Source organism: Cellulosimicrobium sp. 4261 (assembly GCF_040546915.1).
GTDB classification, from domain to species: domain Bacteria; phylum Actinomycetota; class Actinomycetes; order Actinomycetales; family Cellulomonadaceae; genus Cellulosimicrobium; species Cellulosimicrobium cinnabarinum.
This window is the reverse complement of record NZ_JBEPOQ010000001.1, coordinates 223,647-240,043: the sequence shown is the minus strand read 5'-3', so window position 1 is coordinate 240,043 and position 16,397 is coordinate 223,647. Positions and strand designations below refer to the sequence as shown.

Here is a 16,397-nt window from a genome sequence, read left to right as displayed (position 1 = left end):
GACTTTGACCTGACAGTCCACCCCGCACGACTCCACAGGAGCTCCGCATGCCCATCGCAACCCCCGAGGTCTACGCCGAGATGATCGACCGGGCGAAGGCAGGCTCGTTCGCCTACCCGGCCGTCAACATCACCTCGTCGCAGACCATCACCGCCGCGCTCCAGGGCTTTGCCGAGGCCGAGTCCGACGGCATCATCCAGGTCTCCGTGGGCGGCGCCGAGTACGGCTCGGGTTCGACGGTCAAGGACCGCATCGCCGGTTCGCTCGCCCTCGCGGCGTACGCGCGCGAGGTCGCGAAGAACTACCCGGTGCAGATCGCGATCCACACCGACCACTGCGTCAAGAAGAACCTCGACTCCTGGGTCCGCCCGCTCCTCGCCATCGAGGCCGAGCAGGTGAAGAACGGCGGCCTGCCGACGTTCCAGTCGCACATGTACGACGGCTCGGACGTCCCGCTGGACGAGAACCTCACCATCGCGGCCGAGCTGCTCGAGCTCTCGCAGGCGGCGCGCACGATCCTCGAGATCGAGGTCGGCGTCGTCGGTGGCGAGGAGGACGGCCACGAGGCCGAGATCAACGAGAAGCTCTACACGACGGTCGAGGACGGCCTCGCGACGATCGAGGCGCTCGGCACGGGCGAGAAGGGCCGCTACCTGACGGCTCTCACGTTCGGCAACGTGCACGGCGTGTACAAGCCGGGTGCGGTCAAGCTCCGCCCGGAGATCCTCAAGGAGATCCAGGAGGCCGTCGGCGCGAAGGTCGGCAAGGAGAACCCGTTCGACCTGGTCTTCCACGGCGGGTCCGGCTCGACGGCCGAGGAGATCTCGGCGGCGGTCGACTTCGGTGTCATCAAGATGAACATCGACACCGACACGCAGTACGCGTTCACGCGCCCCGTCGTCGGCCACATGTTCTCGAACTACGACGGCGTCCTGAAGGTCGACGGCGAGGTCGGCAACAAGAAGGCCTACGACCCGCGCGCCTGGGGCAAGCTGGCCGAGGCCGGCATGGCCGCGCGCATCATCGAGGCGTCGCAGCAGCTGCGCTCGGCGGGCAACAAGATCCGCTGACGCCGCACGGCCCGGCGCCCGCTCCGGGCCCGCGTCGCACGAAGGCCCCCGGTCCGTGAGGACCGGGGGCCTTCGTCGTGCTGCGGCCGCGGGCGAGCGCGGCCACGCGTCAGTCGGTGCTGCCCGCGCCGTTGCCGGGGGGCTCGTCGAGGTCGAAGCCGGGGTCCACGTCGACGATGTCGAGCAGCTCCCCGATCCGGGTCACCTCGAGCAGGAACCGCACCGTGGGCGGGGCGCGGAGGACGCGCACGCGGTGCGGGCCGCGTGACGCGAGGCGGGCGAGGAACGCCACGCCCGACGAGTCCATGAAGGTCACGTGGTGGGCGTCGATCTCGACGGGCAGGCCGGAGTCCTCCGCCGCGGCGGTCGCCTCCTGGAGGTCGGCGCCGAGGTCGGCGTCGATCTCGCCCGAGAGCACGATGCGTGCTCGCGTCGTGCCCACGATGACGTGCACGCTCGCGGGGTCGCCCGCTCCTGCGGGGTCGCCGGCGACGCCGACCGGGCGGTCTGCGGCCGGGGGTGTACCTTCGCGCACCGGCGCTCCTCTCTGGCGTGGTCCGGACCGGTTCCGGTCTCGGGAAGCACCAATCTACGGTTGAATGTCCAGTCGGGACAGTAACGCGACCGTGGCGTCCGTTTCCAGACGATCGACGCTCGGACCGTCGGAGGTGACGATGGGCAGCTCGCCGGGGCTCGGCACCGACCTGCCCGCGCACGTCCAGGAGCTGTGCACGCGCGCGATGGACGCGACCGGGGTCGCGATGTTCGTCACGGGCCCGCGATCGGCGGAGATGCCGATCGTCTGGGTCAACCGCGCGTTCGAGCGACAGACCGGGTTCACCGCCGCCGAGGTCCTCGGCCGCAGCCCCCAGGTCCTCGAGTCGCTCCTCGCGAACCCCGTCGACGCGCAGCAGCTCCGCTCCGCCGTGGCCGACGAGCGCGAGCTCACCTACACGGTGCGCACCTTCCGTCGCGACGGGGTGGCGGTGTGGACGCAGCTGTCGCTCGCGCCTCTCACCGGACCGGACGGCGCGGTGACCCACTGGGTCGGTGCGCAGGTCGACGTCTCCGAGCACCTCGACCGGTACGCCGCCCAGGTCGCGTCGCTCGCGCTCGAGCGGCGCGAGCGCGCGGTGCTCGACGTCGTCTCCCGCAGCTCCGACCTCCTCGCCGACCTCGACCAGCCGTACGCGCTGCGCGACATCACGGCGCTGCTCGCGGGGTACGTCGTCGACTGGGCGGGCTTCTACCTCAACGACGACGGCCTGCGGTACGCGGAGGGCGTCGACACGGCGGCGCCGCCGAGCGGGCGCGGCCAGCGGCACGGCCGCTACACGCCCGGCGTCCTGCCCCTGGCCTCGGGCGTGCACACGACCGACGCGCTCGGCGACTCGGCGGCCGTCACCGGCTCGGTGCCGCGCGTCCGCGTGGACGTGCCCGACCGTGTCCAGGACGTGCTCGACGGGCGCATCGAGGGCCCGGTGACGCTCGACCTGTCCGCCACCTACCCGCAGTGGTCGGCCTCGGGCTGGCTCCAGCGCGACCTCCACCACCGGCTCTCCGGGCTCGCGCGGCCGCCGGGTTCCGTGACGGTGTCCGCCGTCCCGGGGCGGCGGCGCATCCTCGGCCTGCTCGTCACGGGTGACCTTCCGGACACCCCGCCGCAGGGGTTCGGCACGGACGCGGAGGCCCGCGAGGGCGTGCGCACGCTGCTGCAGGTCATCGCCCGCCGGGCCGGCACCGCGATCGACAACGTGCGCCTCTACGCGCGCGAGCACCGGCTCGCCGAGACCCTCCAGCGCGCGATGCTCCCCGAGCAGGCCGACGTCACGGGCCTCGACGTGTGGACGTACTACGCGCCGAACTCCGAGCACGCCCAGGTGGGCGGCGACTGGTACGACGTCCTGCAGATCGCGCCGGACGTCGTCGGCCTCGTCATCGGCGACGTCGTGGGGCACGACGTCGAGGCCGCGGCCGCCATGGGCCAGCTCCGCTCGGTGGTGCGCTCGTACGCGTACGAGCTCACGACGCCGGGCCCCGTGCTCGAGCGCGTCGACCAGCTCGTCCAGGGCATGCGGATCCCGCGGTCCGCGAGCCTCGTGTACGCGGCGCTCACGCAGCCGGACGCCGCGCAGCCCGAGGACGCGTGGCGGATCGAGTACTCGCGCGCCGGCCACCTGCCGCCGCTCCTGCTGCGCGACGGCACCGTGACACAGCTCGACGACGCCGGGGGAGCGCTCGTCGGCTTCGGCGGCCGCAGCCGCTCGACGGGCGTCGCGACGCTCGTGCCGGGCGACACGCTCGTGTTCTACACCGACGGCCTCATCGAGCGCCGCGACCGCGCGCTGCGGGTCGGCCTGGAGGCGCTCGTGGCGGCGTCCGAGGCCGTCACGGCCGTCGACGCCGCGGGCGTGGGCGAGGAGCTCCTGTCGCGCCTGGCGGACGCCCCCGAGGACGACGTCGCGCTCGTCGTCGTGCGCATCCCCGACCCGCAGCGGGACGCGTCCGCGGTCGTGCTGAGCCCGCGCAGCCGTCGCTGGCTCCTGCCGAGCGAGCCTGCGTCCATCGGGCGCGCGCGGCACGCCGTCGTGCGCACGTGCCAGGCGTGGGGCGTGCGGGAGAGCGCGAACGCGGAGCTCGTCGTCTCCGAGCTCGTCGCGAACGGCGTGCTGCACGGGTGGGGCCACCTCGCGCTGCGCCTGTTCGACACGGGCGACGGCATCCGCGTCGAGGTCGAGGACTCCAACCCGGCGCCGCCCGTCCCGACGGACGGCCACCCGAACCGCATGGGCGGCTTCGGCATGCAGATCGTCGAGCGGCTCGCCGACTGGGGATGGCGCCCGACGGCGTCGGGCAAGCTCGTGTGGGCGACCCTGCGGCCCTCGGGGCGGTAGCGCGGCCCGACGGCGTCAGGCCGGGGGCTCGACCTTGGCGAAGCCGGACGGCGGTGTCGCGGGCTCGCAGCGGTGGTCGTTGTCGATGCGGAACAGCTCGAGCGCTCCGCACACCTCGAGGACGAACAGGTCCCGGTCGTCGCAGCCGCGCAGCACCGTCGCACCGCCGCGCTTGCGACCGGCGTCGGCGAGCGAGATGAGGAACGCCGCGCCGGTGGAGTCCATGAACGTCACGCGGCACATGTCGATGACGAGGAGCTGACGGCGCAGCCCGACGACGCGTGCCGCGATCTCCGGGAACTGGTCGCGCTCGGCGAGATCGAGGTCTCCGGCGATGACGAGGGTCGTCGTCGCGGGGGACGTGGCGATCTCGATCATGTCCACGACTCTAGACGCCGCCCGGGTGCGTCGCGCGCCCACCCGGTGCTCGCCGGGCGGACGCGCGGCCGGTCAGCGCAGCGCACGCACCTCGTCGGCCGAGGTCCCGGCGTCGCGCAGGAACTGCTCGCAGCGCTCCGCCTCCTCGATCTCGCCGAGGTACGCGGCGCACTCGGCGAGGGCCAGGAGAGCCCGCAGGAAGCCCTGGTTCGGCACGTGGTCGGCCGGGATCGGGCCCTGGCCGCGCCAGCCGGCGCGCCGCAGGGAGTCCAGCCCGCGGTGGTAGCCGGTGCGCGCGAACGCGTAGGCCGTCACCGCGCCGCGCGAGCCGTTCTCGTGGAGGAAGTCCTCGGCGAGGTAGGCCCACGCGAGCGAGCTCGCGGGCGAGCGGCCCGCGATCTCGTACGGGTCGCCGTCGGCCGCGATGGCGTCGCGGACGTGCGCGTAGTCGTCGGGGAGGCGGACCGGTGCGGGGCCGCCGAGGAGGTTCGCGTGCGTGTCGCTCATGAGGCCATTCTGCCCATCCCGGGCGTGACGCGGTCGATCCACGCCTCCAAGGTCAATTTCCGCCATCCGACCGGTAAACTCGGCGCCGGTCCCCGGGTCTCTGCCGCCCGGGAGACGCCTCGGGCCCGCGGGCCCGGCGCCGTCGGGCACCCCGTGCCCGCTCCGCTCCGGACGCCGGTGCGCGCCCACGACCATGACCGGCCCGAGGAACAGGCAGTGTGAAAGTGGGGATTCCATGCCAGGCGTGGTGCTCGTCGGTGCCCAGTGGGGCGATGAGGGCAAGGGCAAGGCGACCGACCTCCTCGGGTCCCGGGTCGACTACGTGGTCAAGTTCAACGGCGGCAACAACGCCGGCCACACGGTCGTCATCGGGGACGAGAAGTACGCGCTCCACCTGCTGCCGTCGGGCATCCTGTCCCCGGGGGTCACGCCGGTCATCGCGAACGGCGTCGTCGTCGACATCGAGGTGCTGTTCCAGGAGCTCGACGACCTGATCTCGCGCGGCGTGGACGTCTCGCGCCTGCTCGTCTCGGGCTCCGCGCACGTCATCGCCGGCTACCACCGCACGATCGACAAGGTGAGCGAGCGGTTCCTCGGCAAGCGCCGCATCGGCACCACGGGCCGCGGCATCGGGCCGGCGTACGCGGACAAGATCAACCGCGTCGGCATCCGCATCTGGGACCTGTTCGACGAGAAGATCCTCGCGGAGAAGATCGAGGGCTCGCTCGACCAGAAGAACCACCTGCTGGTCAAGGTGTACAACCGTCGCGCCATCACGGTCGACGAGACGGTGGCCGAGCTGCTGCAGTACGCCGACCGGCTCAAGCCGATGGTCGCGGACACCGCGCTCGAGCTGAACAAGGCGCTCGACGCGGGCAAGAACGTCCTCTTCGAGGGCGGGCAGGCCACCATGCTCGACGTCGACCACGGGACGTACCCGTTCGTCACGTCGTCCAACGCGACCGCGGGCGGCGCGCTCACGGGCTCCGGCGTCGGGCCGACGCGCATCAGCTCCGTCATCGGCGTCATCAAGGCGTACACCACGCGCGTGGGCGAGGGCCCGTTCCCGACCGAGCTGTTCGACGCGAACGGCGAGTACCTGCTCAAGCAGGGCGGCGAGTACGGCGTCACGACGGGCCGCGCGCGCCGCTGCGGCTGGTACGACTCGGTGATCGCGCGCTACGCGACCCGCGTCAACGGCATCACCGACATGGTGCTCACCAAGCTCGACATCCTCACCGGCTTCGAGAAGGTGCCGGTGTGCGTCGCGTACGACGTGGACGGCGTCCGGTACGACGAGATGCCGCTCGACCAGACGGCGTTCCACCACGCGAAGCCGATCTACGAGGAGCTCGACGGCTGGTGGGAGGACATCTCCGGCGCCCGCACGTTCGACGACCTGCCGGTCAACGCGCAGCGCTACGTGCACGCGCTGGAGGAGATGTCGGGCACGCGGATCTCCGCGATCGGCGTCGGCCCGAGCCGTGACGCGATCATCCCGCGCCACGACCTCATCCACTGAGCCGACGACCCCCGCCGACCACGGCCCGGACGCCCCGCGGGGTGTCCGGGCCGTCTCGGTAGACTCGGCACCCGTGAAGATCCTCGTCGTCGGGACCGGTGCCCGCGAGCACGCCATCGTCCACGCCCTCGCGCACGAGGCCGACCGCCCGGGCGCGGAGCGCCACGAGCTGCACGCCGCCCCGGGGAACCCGGGCATCGGGGACCTCGCGACGCTGCACGCGGTGGACCAGAACGACGGCGCCGCGGTGGCCGCGCTCGCGACGGACCTCGACGTCGACCTCGTCGTCGTCGGCCCGGAGGCGCCGCTCGTCGCGGGTGTCGGGGACGCGGTGCGCGAGGCCGGCGTCCCCGTGTTCGGGCCGAGCGCGGAGGCCGCGCGGCTCGAGGGCTCCAAGGCGTTCGCGAAGGACGTGATGGCCGCGGCGTCGGTCCCCACGGCGCTCGCGCACGTGTGCAGCGACGTCGACGAGGTCGCGGCCGCCGTCGACGCGTTCGGCGCGCCCTACGTCATCAAGGACGACGGCCTGGCCGCCGGCAAGGGCGTGGTCGTCACGGAGGACCGTCAGGCCGCGCTCGAGCACGCCGCCGCGTGCTTCGCGACGCCGCGCCGCGCCGCGGACGGCACGCCCGAGGACCCGTGCGTCGTCGTCGAGGAGTACCTCGACGGCCCCGAGGTCTCGCTCTTCTGCGTGAGCGACGGCGCGACCGTCGTGCCGCTCGCGCCCGCGCAGGACTTCAAGCGCGCGTTCGACGCCGACGCGGGGCCCAACACGGGCGGCATGGGCGCGTACAGCCCGCTGCCGTGGGCGCCCGAGGGCCTGGTCGAGGAGGTCGTCACGCGCGTCGCGCAGCCGACGATCGACGAGATGGCGCGGCGCGGCACCCCGTTCGTCGGCGTGCTCTACGTGGGCCTCGCGCTGACGAGCCGCGGCACGCGCGTCGTGGAGTTCAACGCGCGCTTCGGCGACCCGGAGACGCAGTCCGTGCTCACGCGCCTCGCGACGCCGCTGTCCGCGGTCATGCTCGCGGCGGCGCAGGGGCGGCTCGCCGAGATCGGCCCGCTGCGCTGGCACGACGACGCGTCGGTCACCGTCGTCGTCGCGGCGCACGGCTACCCGGGCGCCGTCCGCGGCGGCGACCCGATCACGGGGATCGAGGCGGCGGAGGACGTCGAGGGCGTCCACGTGCTGCACGCCGGGACCGCGCGCACGGACGACGGCGGCCTCGTCGCCGCGGGCGGGCGCGTGCTCTCGGTCGTGGCGCGCGGCGCGGACCTCGCCGAGGCCCGCCGTCGCGCGTACGCGGCGGTCGACCGCATCGTGCTCCCCGGCTCGCACCACCGCGACGACATCGCGGCCCGCGCTGCCGCGGGCGAGGTCACGCTCGCGGGCTGACGGCGCGTCCGGCGACCGTCGCTACCGGCGGAACCAGGGGTCTCGGTTCACCGCCCCCGCCAACCCCGCGAGGGCGCTGCCCGCCGTGCCCTTCGTCGTGACGAGCGACAGGCCGTAGGCGGACAGGATCGGGTTGACGGGCTGGTAGACGAACGAGCCGCCGTTGGAGCAGTCCTTGACGCGCCCCGACGTGACGCCCTGCGCCTGGTCGCCCGAGACGACCGAGCCGCCCGAGTCGCCACCCTCCGCGCACGCGCTGCCGCGCGCGAGGCCGGAGACGGTGCCGGTGCCGTAGTTGACGGTGATGTTCTTCTGCTCGATGACGCCGCAGCGCCAGCCGGTCGTGGCACCCGAGCGGCACACCGACGCTCCCACGGGCGCCTCGGTCGAGCCGGCGACGTCGACCGTGCCACCCGCGTAGTCGTTCACCCGCGGGACGGGCGAGAACCCGGCGTCGACGCGCGCCCACGCGTAGTCGTGGCCGGGGAACGACGCGGCCTGGACCGTGCCCATCCGCGCCCAGCTCGCGGTGAGCACCTCCTTGCCCGCCGCGCCGCAGTGCCCCGCCGTGACGAACCCGCCCTGGACGGCGAAGCCGATCGAGCACGCCGACCCGGACCACCCGCCGGGGTCCCGGGAGATGTAGCGGTCCCCGCCGCGCACGTCGGCCGCCGGCTCGTACGGCGCGTCGACGACCTCGGTGCGCACGGCGGACCCGTCGGTCCCCGACGCCTCGACGAACGCCTCCGCGGCTGCGGGGTCGAGCGACTCGACGACGACCTCGTTCGTGGTGACGTCCACGTACCAGGCCTGGACGGCGTCGGGTGTCCTGGTCGTCTCGAGCTGCGCCGCGACGTCGTCGAGCTCGGCCTGGCTCCGGTCCACGACGAGGGCCGTGGCGCCGGCCGCCTCGACGTCCGCGACGGCTGCGGGGTCGGTCACGGCGACGACAGGCGTCCCTGCCTCGGCGTCGACCCACGTCCCGGCGTACACGGCGCCGAGCTCGCCGCTCAGCGTGCGTTCGACCGTGGCGGTCGCGGCGTCGAGCGCGAGCCGGTCGTCGACCTCCGCGGGGTCGAGCCCGAGGTCGAGCTCGAGCGCGCGCAGCTGCCCCGCCGGCAGGCTGCCGGAACCACGGTCCGTCGCCGGTGCCGTCGTGCGCCCGGGGGCCGTGCCGGGCGCGGACAGGGAGACGCTCTCCGTCGGCGGCGCGCTCGCCCGCGCGGTCTCGGCGAGGCCCGCGCTCGCGACGAGCACCACCAGTCCTGCCGCTAGCGCTGTCCTGGGGTGGTGCATCGGTGCGTCCTCCGTTCCGGTGACGGCCGCTGCCGTCGGCGCAGCCGGGACGAGACGTGCGCACGCGGGAGGCGTTCCGGAGCGGGCGCCCGACGGCGGGGGAGCGTGCCCACGGTCGTTCTCTGGGGACAGTAGCCGCGGGCGGGAGGTTCGGCGCGGGCTGGCAGTCCGCCCCGGCCCGACGGCCCCGGAGGACGGCCGTCGCCGGTCAGGGTTCGAGCGACCCGTCGTCGAGGAGATCCGGCGACGAGCCGAGCAGCGAGCGCGTGATGCGCTCGGCGTCGGCGGTCATCTCGTGCACGGCCGACCGGAGATCCTCGTCGCCCACGTCGTGCCCGGCCTCGACCGCGCGCAGCACGGCTCGTCGGACGACCTCCTTGACGAAGGAGGCGGTCACGCCGTCCGTGCGGTCGGCGGCGTCGGCGAGCGCTCCGGAGGTGAACGGCAGGTCGCCGCGGTAGAGCTCGAGCAGCCGCAACCGTGCCGACGCGTCCGGCAGCGGGATCTCGACCGCGAGGTCGACCCGGCCGGGCCGCTGCGCGAGCGCGCGCTCCAGGAGGTCGGCCCGGTTCGTCGTCAGGACGAACGCGACGTCGGAGTCGCTGCCGAGGCCGTCCATCGCGTCCAGCACCTCGAACAGCAGCGGCTGCGGGCCGTCGTGGAACGAGCGGTCCTCGGCGATGAGGTCGCAGTCCTCGAGCACGATGATCGCAGGCTGCAGCGCGCGAGCCGTCTCGGCGGCGAGCCGGACGAGCCGCAGCGCACCGCCCGCGAGGACGATGACCGTCGTGCCCGGGCTCTCGCCGACCAGGTGGCGGACGGTGTGCGTCTTGCCGGTCCCGGGCGGGCCGTAGAGCAGGACGCCGCGCTTGAGGTGCTGGCCCGCCGCGAGGAGCTCCGTGCGGTGCCGCGCGACGCCGAGCACCTGGCGCTCGATCCTGCTCAGCGTGCCGTCCGGGAGCACGACGTCCGTCGCCGGGACCCGGTCCCGGGGCAGGAACGTCATGCCGCCGGCCTGCGCGCCGTAGTCCGACGCCGTGAACGTCACGACCTGGCCGCGCAGCACGCTGTGCTCGACCATCGCGGCCCGGAGCTCCGCGAGGAGCGACAGGGCGGCGTCCTCCTCGGGGCACATGACCTCGACGCTGCCCTCGTTGCCGTGCCGCGGGTTCGCCGCGCGCTGCAGGAGCGCGACGGGCGTGCCCGCGTACGCGAAGAGGTGGAGCCCGAAGGAGACGGTGCGTCGCTCGCTCTCGGGGCCCGTCGCCGCGCGCGCGTAGTCGACCGCGCCGACGGGGAACTGACGCCACAGGGCGGAGTGCTCGACGATCTCGGAGAACGACGTGTGCATCCGCTGCTCGCCGCCGCCGACGCCCACGACGCGTCCTCCGCCGTGACGCGTGACGACGGCCTCGATCGCGACGTCCGCGTCGACGCTGCGCAGCGTCGACACCGTCTCGGTGACGACCGCGATCGCGCGCGGGTCGGAGCCCAGGTGCTCGCGCAGCACGTCCGCGACGGACGGCCCGGCGTCCACCCGCTGCTTCTGGGCCTGCTCGTTGGCCGTCTCCATGAAGGCCGAGAACGTCGCGAGGAAGTCGCGCACCCGCGGGTCGTCCGTCGCGCGCCCGGCGCGGTCGCCGTCCTCGGGCGGGGTGGGGTGCGCGCCGGAGTCGGTTCCGGAGGTGGACGCGGGGCCGGGTGCGAATCGCATGGTGCGACACTAGGGGCCGTGACCTCCACCCCGCAGGATCCCGGCTCGGCGCTCTCGCTCGGCGAGGCCGACGCCCTCGACACCGCCGCGCTCGACCTGCCCGGCTGGACGCACGCGTACTCGGGCAAGGTGCGCGACCTGTACGTCCCGGACCTGCCTGCCGTGGGGGGCGTGCACCCCCTGGGCGACGTCGTGCTCGTCGTCGCGAGCGACCGGGTCAGCGCCTACGACCACGTGCTGTCGCCCGGCATCCCGGACAAGGGCGTCGTGCTCACGCAGCTCAGCCTGTGGTGGTTCGAGCAGCTCGCGGACCTCGTGCCGAACCACGTCGTCTCGACCGCCGTCTCGGCGGTGCCGGGTGACGGCCTCGTGCCCGACGTCGTCGCCGGCCGCGCGATGATCTGCCGTCGCCTCGACATGTTCCCCGTCGAGTGCGTGGTGCGCGGGTACCTGACGGGCTCCGGCCTCGTGGAGTACCGCGCAGGCGGGGAGGTGTGCGGCGTGCCGCTGCCCGACGGCCTCGTCGACGGGTCGCGCCTGCCCGAGCCGATCTTCACGCCCGCGACGAAGGCGGCGGTGGGCGAGCACGACGAGAACGTCTCGTTCGACGTCGTGGCCGAGCAGATCGGCCTCGACGACGCCACGCGCCTACGCGACCTCACGCTCGCCGTGTATGCGCGCGCCGAGGCGATCGCGCGCGATCGCGGTGTGATCCTCGCGGACACCAAGCTCGAGTTCGGCGTCGACCCGGCGACCGGGGAGACCGTGCTCGGCGACGAGGTGCTGACGCCCGACTCGTCGCGCTTCTGGCCGGCAGACCAGTGGGAGCCGGGCCGCGCGCAGCCGAGCTTCGACAAGCAGTTCGTGCGCGACTGGCTCACGTCGCCCGCCTCGGGCTGGGACCGCGCCGCGGACACCCCGCCGCCGTCGATCCCGGCCGACGTCGTCGCGCGCACCCGCGCGCGCTACCTCGAGGCGTACGAGCGGCTCACCGGCTCGACGCTGGCCTGACGCCTCGCTCCTGACGCCTCATGCGGTCCGGAGGGTGCCGGGCCGGAGGTAGGTGTGCCCGCTCGGCGCGGTCCACCGCACGGAACCGTCGGTGAGCAGCGCCGGGCGCCAGCCGTCGCGCGCGCGGACGACCCGGTGGTGGCGGCACAGCGCGACGAGGTTGCCGGCCTCGTGGGCGGACCCCGCGTCGTCGTCCGTGCCTGTGCCTGTGCCCGGCCGCGGGGCGACGACGTGGTCGAGGTCGCAGCGGAACGCCGGCACGCGACAGCCCGGGAAGACGCACGTCCCGTCGCGCGCGAGGACGCGCGCCACGGTGGCCGGCTCGGGCCGCGAACGGCCGCGCTCGATCGTCGGGACGGGTGCTGCCGGTGCGTCCATGGTGGGCCTCCGTGCGTCGTCGGGCGAGGGTCGTGCGAGGGCGGGGAAGGGGCAGGACCCCGCCCTCGCACCGTGCCCGAGCGTGCTTCTCGAACACGTGTTCGAGAGTAACGGCACCCTCTGACACGCGTCGAGCGCTTGCGCGCATAGGTCGTCGAGCGATATATATCGACCGTGACGCACTCGACCCCGTTCCGCATGACGGAGCAGGCGTACCTCGTGCTCCTCGTCCTCAGCGGCGAGGCGCTCCACGGGTACGCCGTCATCCGGTCGGTGCGCGAGCTCTCCGACGGGCGCACACGCCTCGGCGCGGGCACCCTCTACGGGAACCTCGACCGCCTCGTCGCGGCCGGGCTCGTCGAGCCGACGGGCGAGGAGGTCATCGACGGCCGGCTGCGTCGCTACTACCGCGCGACCGACGACGGGCGCCGCGCCGCCCGCGCCGAGACCCTCCGCCTCGCCGAGCTCGCCGAGCTCGCCGAGCGCGCGCGCCGGTCGCTCTCCCGGGGCGCCGGCCGAGGTGCTGCCGACGGGCTCGCGGGGAGCGGCGCGTGAGCGGGCGACGGGCCGGCGCCGACGGCGCGCCTCCCGGCCGCCTCGCGCGCTGGTCGCGTGGCGCGGACCGGTACGAGCGGTCCGCGCGGTTCTGGCTGCGCGCCTACCCCCCGCGCTGGCGCGACCTGCACGCCGACGAGGCGCTCGCCGTCCTGCTCGACCTGGCCCCCGAGCCGGGCGACGGCGCCGCTCCCCGCGGCATCGGCGCGCGCGAGGCGTGGGGCCTCGTGCGCGCGGGGTGGGCGCTGCGGTGGCGCGAGCATCCGCCGCTCGGGCGCTGGCTGCTCTACCGGTCGCTCGACCTGCGGCTCCCCGCGCGGTACTGGTGGTGGGTCGCCGACGACATCCACGGGGCGCTGTACCCCTGGCGCGTCACCCTGGGCAGCCTGGGGACCGCGCTGGCGGTGTTCTACGGGTGGCCTGTCCTGGGCCATGCGCTGTTCTCGTACGACGTCACCCGGCCGGGCCTCTGGATGGGCGTCCTGTGGTGCGCGGCTGCGCTCGTGAGCGGGTTCCTGTTCCGCCGGTCCCACGTCGACCGGGCCTGGCGCAAGCACGTGCTCGACGGCAACATCCCCGCCGACTCCCCGGATCGACGTCGCACCGCGGGCGGCTGAGCGCGCCCGCTCACCGTGCGGACGCCCGTCCGGACGCGTGCGTACGCCCGCTAGACTGGACGCGGAATCCCGCCGTCGGCTCCCGCTCGTCCCGTCCTCCCGGGCGTCCTCGACGCCCGTGACGTGGCCGGGATCCCGGAGCCCCGGCCCTCCCGAACACTCTCGCCAAGGAGCCCCCGTGGGACGCGTCGTCGTCGAGGTCATGCCCAAGCCCGAGATCCTGGACCCGCAGGGCAAGGCCGTCGTCGGGGCGCTGCCGCGCCTCGGCTTCACCCAGTTCACGTCCGTCCGCCAGGGCAAGCGGTTCGAGCTCGAGGTCGAGGGGCCGGTGACGCCGGAGGTCCTCGCCGCAGCCGAGGAGGCCGCGGTGAAGCTCCTGTCGAACCCCGTGATCGAGGACGTCGTGCGCGTCGCCGACATCGAGACGGACGCCGCCGCGACGATCACGTCGCAGGGTCTCGCCTGATGTCCACCGCGGCTCTCGCGACGGCCACGGTCGGCGTCGTCACCTTCCCCGGCACGCTCGACGACCGCGACGCCGCGCGCGCGGTGCGCCTCGCGGGTGGCGAGGCCGTGTCGCTCTGGCACGCGGACGCCGACCTGCACGGTGTGGACGCGGTCGTCCTGCCCGGCGGCTTCTCCTACGGCGACTACCTGCGCGCGGGCGCGATCAGCCGCTTCGCGCCGGTCATGGAGTCGGTCGTCGACGCCGCGAAGGGCGGCATGCCCGTGCTCGGCATCTGCAACGGCTTCCAGATCCTCACCGAGGCGCACCTGCTCCCGGGCTCGATGGTCAAGAACGACCACCTGCACTTCGTGTGCCGCGAGCAGGTCCTCGTGGTCGAGAACGCCGACACCGCCTGGACGCGCGACTACACGGCCGGCCAGCGCATCACGATCCCGTTGAAGAACCAGGACGGGCAGTTCGTCGCCGACGAGCGGACGCTCGACGAGCTCGAGGCCGAGGGGCGCGTCGTCTTCCGCTACGACGGCTGGAACCCCAACGGGTCGCGCCGCGGCATCGCGGGCATCACGAACGCGGCGGGCAACGTCGTCGGGCTCATGCCCCACCCCGAGCACGCCGTCGAGCCCGGCTTCGGCCCTGCCGCCGCGGCCGGCCCGCGCGCCGGCACCGACGGCCTCGGGTTCTTCACGTCGGTCCTGGGCGCGCTCGTCCGCGCGTGACGCTCCCGCGCGTCCTGCCCGACGGCGCCCGGCACCCCGGGGCCGGGGCCGTCACCGTGGCGACGGTCCCGGCGGACGACGCCGCCGCCGAACGGCTGCGGTCGCGACAGCAGGCGGAGCTCGCCGTGCGCTACGGCGAGCCCGACGCCGGGACGTTCACCCCTGAGGCGGCGCTCGCGAACGTCGTGGTCCGGGACCACGGCGAACCGGTCGCGTTCGTCGCGCTGCGCGACGTCTCCGGCACGCCGGACGGACGCGGCGGCGTGCACCCGGCGCGGACCGGCGAGGTGAAGTGCCTGTACGTCGAGCCCGCCCACCGGGGCCGCGGGCACGCCCGCACCGCGATGCGCGCGCTGCACGAGCGCGCGGTCGCCGCGGGCCTCGACCGGCTCGTGCTCGAGACGGGAACGCTCCAGCCGGAGTCCATCGACCTCTACCTCTCGCTCGGCTACGTGCCGATCGAGTCGTACGGCCACTACGCCGGGCAGCCGCTCTCGCGCTGCTTCGCGCTCGACCTGCGCACGGAGCGGGCCGCCGCGCCGGGATCGGCCGACCGGCAGGGTGCCGCTGGACCAGGTCCCGGCGCCGTAGCGGGAGCCCCGGTCGCCGGGGCTGTCGTGCTCCGTGCCGTCCCGTGGAGGACCCCGACGCGACCGCACTGCGCCGTGAGATGCACGAGACCTCGTCGGCCGTGCTGTACCCCGAGCTCTTCGAGGGGCTCGACGCCGCCGGGGGCTTCGAGGCCGTGGACGCGCGCCTGGGCGCGGACGTCGTCCTGACCCTCGTGGCGTACCGGGACGGCGAGGCGCTCGGGTGCGCATCGCTGCGGCGTCCCGAGCCCGGCGCGCCGCAGGACGCGCTCGAGGTGAAGAAGGTCTTCGTGCGCGAGCGCGCCCGGCGCTCGGGGGCCGCGCGTCGGCTTCTCGACGGGCTGGAGGCGGCCGCGCGCGAGCGTGGGACGGTCACCCTCCTGCTGGAGACCGGGATCCGTCAGCCTGGTGCCGTCGCGCTGTACCGCGGGTCGGGCTACCGCGCGGTACAGCCCTTTCCTCCCTACGACGAGAACCCTGTGGCGCTCTGCTTCGCGAAGCGCCTCGGCTGACGCGCGTCCTCTCACATGCCCGCGACGAGGTTGACCAGCCCGGCCAGGACGACCGAGCCGAAGAGGTACGACAGGAGGGCGTGCCCTAGCGCGACCCGGCGCATCTCGGACGACTCGAGGTCCGTGTCGGAGATCGCGAAGCTCATGCCCACCGTGAAGCCGATGTAGAGGAAGTCCGTGTACCGGGGCGGCTCCGGCTGGTGGAAGTCGATCCCCCCGTCCACCCCGGTGTAGTACAGGCGGGCGTACGTCAGCCCGAAGATCGTGTGGACCGTCGCCCACGAGACGACCACGCCGAGGACCGCGATCCCGGCGGTGACAGCACGCCCGGACTGGCTCGACGTCACCAGCACGAGGCCGACGATGACCACGCTCGCGACCGCGGCCGCGAGGACGATGAGGTGCGTGACGGCACGCGTCGGTTCCTCGCGCGTCGCGTGGGTCGCGGTCTCCGTCGCCTCCATGGGCCACACCGTGCACCATGTCCACGCCGTGAACGTCGCCGCGGTCCCGGCCCACCCGAGGACGACCGCGACCGGCGGATGGGTCACGGTCCAGATACCGACGGCCACGGCGACCCCCAGCACCACCCCCACCAGCAACCGGATCGCAGGGGGCGCGTCGCGGAACCGGCCGCGGCCCGGTCGGGGCGTGGTGGTCGAGGGCACGGCACCAGTCAAGCATCGTCCGGGACGCCGCGCGGGACCGGGTCGAGACGCAGGAGAGTGCCCGCAGGGGCGTGCCGCATATGACCGCGCTGTCCGGTTCCGCT

Annotated in this window: 18 protein-coding genes; 11 read left to right on the top strand and 7 right to left on the bottom strand. The window is 74.2% G+C overall.

Features of this window, described 5'->3' with window-relative positions; genetic code table 11:
* Positions 1-47 precede the first annotated feature (47 nt).
* Complete coding sequence (fbaA, locus tag ABIE39_RS01105; RefSeq protein ID WP_074805350.1) at positions 48-1,070, top strand: class II fructose-bisphosphate aldolase; 1,023 nt, start codon at positions 48-50, stop codon at positions 1,068-1,070.
* Between the two features lie 109 nt (positions 1,071-1,179).
* Here fbaA and ABIE39_RS01100 read toward each other — a convergent pair whose 3' ends face one another.
* Positions 1,180-1,605 carry an STAS domain-containing protein gene (locus ABIE39_RS01100; RefSeq protein WP_425457988.1) on the bottom strand — a complete coding sequence of 142 codons (426 nt, stop codon included), beginning with the start codon at positions 1,603-1,605 and terminating at the stop codon, positions 1,180-1,182.
* Positions 1,606-1,744: 139 nt separating this feature from the next.
* On the opposite strand from ABIE39_RS01100, the gene ABIE39_RS01095 reads away from it, so the two are divergent.
* The gene (locus ABIE39_RS01095) at positions 1,745-3,964 is read left to right on the top strand and encodes a SpoIIE family protein phosphatase (protein WP_175007501.1); all 2,220 of its coding nucleotides are present in this window, start codon (positions 1,745-1,747) and stop codon (positions 3,962-3,964) included.
* 15 nt (positions 3,965-3,979) lie between these two features.
* Here the strand turns inward: ABIE39_RS01095 and ABIE39_RS01090 are convergent, their stop codons facing one another.
* Positions 3,980-4,342: an STAS domain-containing protein gene (locus ABIE39_RS01090; protein ID WP_043653881.1), complete on the bottom strand. Its 363-nt coding sequence runs from the start codon at positions 4,340-4,342 to the stop codon at positions 3,980-3,982.
* A 72-nt stretch (positions 4,343-4,414) separates the two neighbouring features.
* Entirely contained in the window at positions 4,415-4,849 is a 435-nt protein-coding gene (locus ABIE39_RS01085) for a DUF3151 family protein (protein WP_175007502.1), read from the bottom strand.
* A 235-nt stretch (positions 4,850-5,084) separates the two neighbouring features.
* On the opposite strand from ABIE39_RS01085, the gene ABIE39_RS01080 reads away from it, so the two are divergent.
* Positions 5,085-6,371 (top strand): adenylosuccinate synthase, encoded by a 1,287-nt coding sequence (locus ABIE39_RS01080; protein ID WP_021482868.1) that lies wholly within the window; start codon positions 5,085-5,087, stop codon positions 6,369-6,371.
* A gap of 73 nt (positions 6,372-6,444) precedes the next feature.
* Positions 6,445-7,767: a phosphoribosylamine--glycine ligase gene (gene purD / locus ABIE39_RS01075; protein ID WP_175007503.1), complete on the top strand. Its 1,323-nt coding sequence runs from the start codon at positions 6,445-6,447 to the stop codon at positions 7,765-7,767.
* Between the two features lie 21 nt (positions 7,768-7,788).
* On the opposite strand, the gene ABIE39_RS01070 is transcribed toward purD, so the two are convergent.
* A complete protein-coding gene (locus ABIE39_RS01070) occupies positions 7,789-9,024 on the bottom strand; it encodes a S1 family peptidase (protein WP_354050038.1) in 1,236 nt (411 codons plus the stop codon).
* 247 nt (positions 9,025-9,271) lie between these two features.
* Positions 9,272-10,777, bottom strand: coding sequence for an AAA family ATPase (locus ABIE39_RS01065; RefSeq protein ID WP_354050036.1), 1,506 nt, complete (start codon positions 10,775-10,777; stop codon positions 9,272-9,274).
* Positions 10,778-10,873: 96 nt separating this feature from the next.
* Between ABIE39_RS01065 and ABIE39_RS01060 the strand changes: the two genes are divergently transcribed.
* Complete coding sequence (locus ABIE39_RS01060) at positions 10,874-11,788, top strand: phosphoribosylaminoimidazolesuccinocarboxamide synthase (protein WP_354050239.1); 915 nt, start codon at positions 10,874-10,876, stop codon at positions 11,786-11,788.
* Between the two features lie 18 nt (positions 11,789-11,806).
* On the opposite strand, the gene ABIE39_RS01055 is transcribed toward ABIE39_RS01060, so the two are convergent.
* Positions 11,807-12,166 carry an HNH endonuclease signature motif containing protein gene (locus ABIE39_RS01055; protein WP_222592330.1) on the bottom strand — a complete coding sequence of 120 codons (360 nt, stop codon included), beginning with the start codon at positions 12,164-12,166 and terminating at the stop codon, positions 11,807-11,809.
* A 174-nt stretch (positions 12,167-12,340) separates the two neighbouring features.
* Here ABIE39_RS01055 and ABIE39_RS01050 point away from each other — a divergent pair, with 174 nt between their 5' ends.
* From ABIE39_RS01050 to ABIE39_RS01025, 6 genes are all read left to right on the top strand, one after another.
* Positions 12,341-12,721, top strand: coding sequence for a PadR family transcriptional regulator (locus ABIE39_RS01050; RefSeq protein ID WP_354050034.1), 381 nt, complete (start codon positions 12,341-12,343; stop codon positions 12,719-12,721).
* A complete protein-coding gene (locus ABIE39_RS01045; RefSeq protein WP_354050032.1) occupies positions 12,718-13,338 on the top strand; it encodes a hypothetical protein in 621 nt (206 codons plus the stop codon). Before ABIE39_RS01050 ends, ABIE39_RS01045 begins: the two co-directional genes overlap by 4 nt.
* A 178-nt stretch (positions 13,339-13,516) precedes the next feature.
* Positions 13,517-13,804 (top strand): phosphoribosylformylglycinamidine synthase subunit PurS, encoded by a 288-nt coding sequence (gene purS, locus ABIE39_RS01040; protein WP_021483374.1) that lies wholly within the window; start codon positions 13,517-13,519, stop codon positions 13,802-13,804.
* Positions 13,804-14,523: a phosphoribosylformylglycinamidine synthase subunit PurQ gene (purQ, locus tag ABIE39_RS01035; RefSeq protein ID WP_074805369.1), complete on the top strand. Its 720-nt coding sequence runs from the start codon at positions 13,804-13,806 to the stop codon at positions 14,521-14,523. The genes purS and purQ overlap by 1 nt, the downstream gene beginning before the upstream one ends.
* On the top strand, positions 14,520-15,302 hold the full coding sequence (locus ABIE39_RS01030; RefSeq protein ID WP_354050030.1) for a GNAT family N-acetyltransferase: 783 nt from the start codon (positions 14,520-14,522) through the stop codon (positions 15,300-15,302). Before purQ ends, ABIE39_RS01030 begins: the two co-directional genes overlap by 4 nt.
* Entirely contained in the window at positions 15,215-15,625 is a 411-nt protein-coding gene (locus ABIE39_RS01025; RefSeq protein WP_354050028.1) for a GNAT family N-acetyltransferase, read from the top strand. The genes ABIE39_RS01030 and ABIE39_RS01025 overlap by 88 nt, the downstream gene beginning before the upstream one ends.
* An 11-nt stretch (positions 15,626-15,636) precedes the next feature.
* On the opposite strand, the gene ABIE39_RS01020 is transcribed toward ABIE39_RS01025, so the two are convergent.
* Complete coding sequence (locus tag ABIE39_RS01020) at positions 15,637-16,293, bottom strand: DUF1345 domain-containing protein (protein WP_255436934.1); 657 nt, start codon at positions 16,291-16,293, stop codon at positions 15,637-15,639.
* Positions 16,294-16,397: the final 104 nt, after the last annotated feature.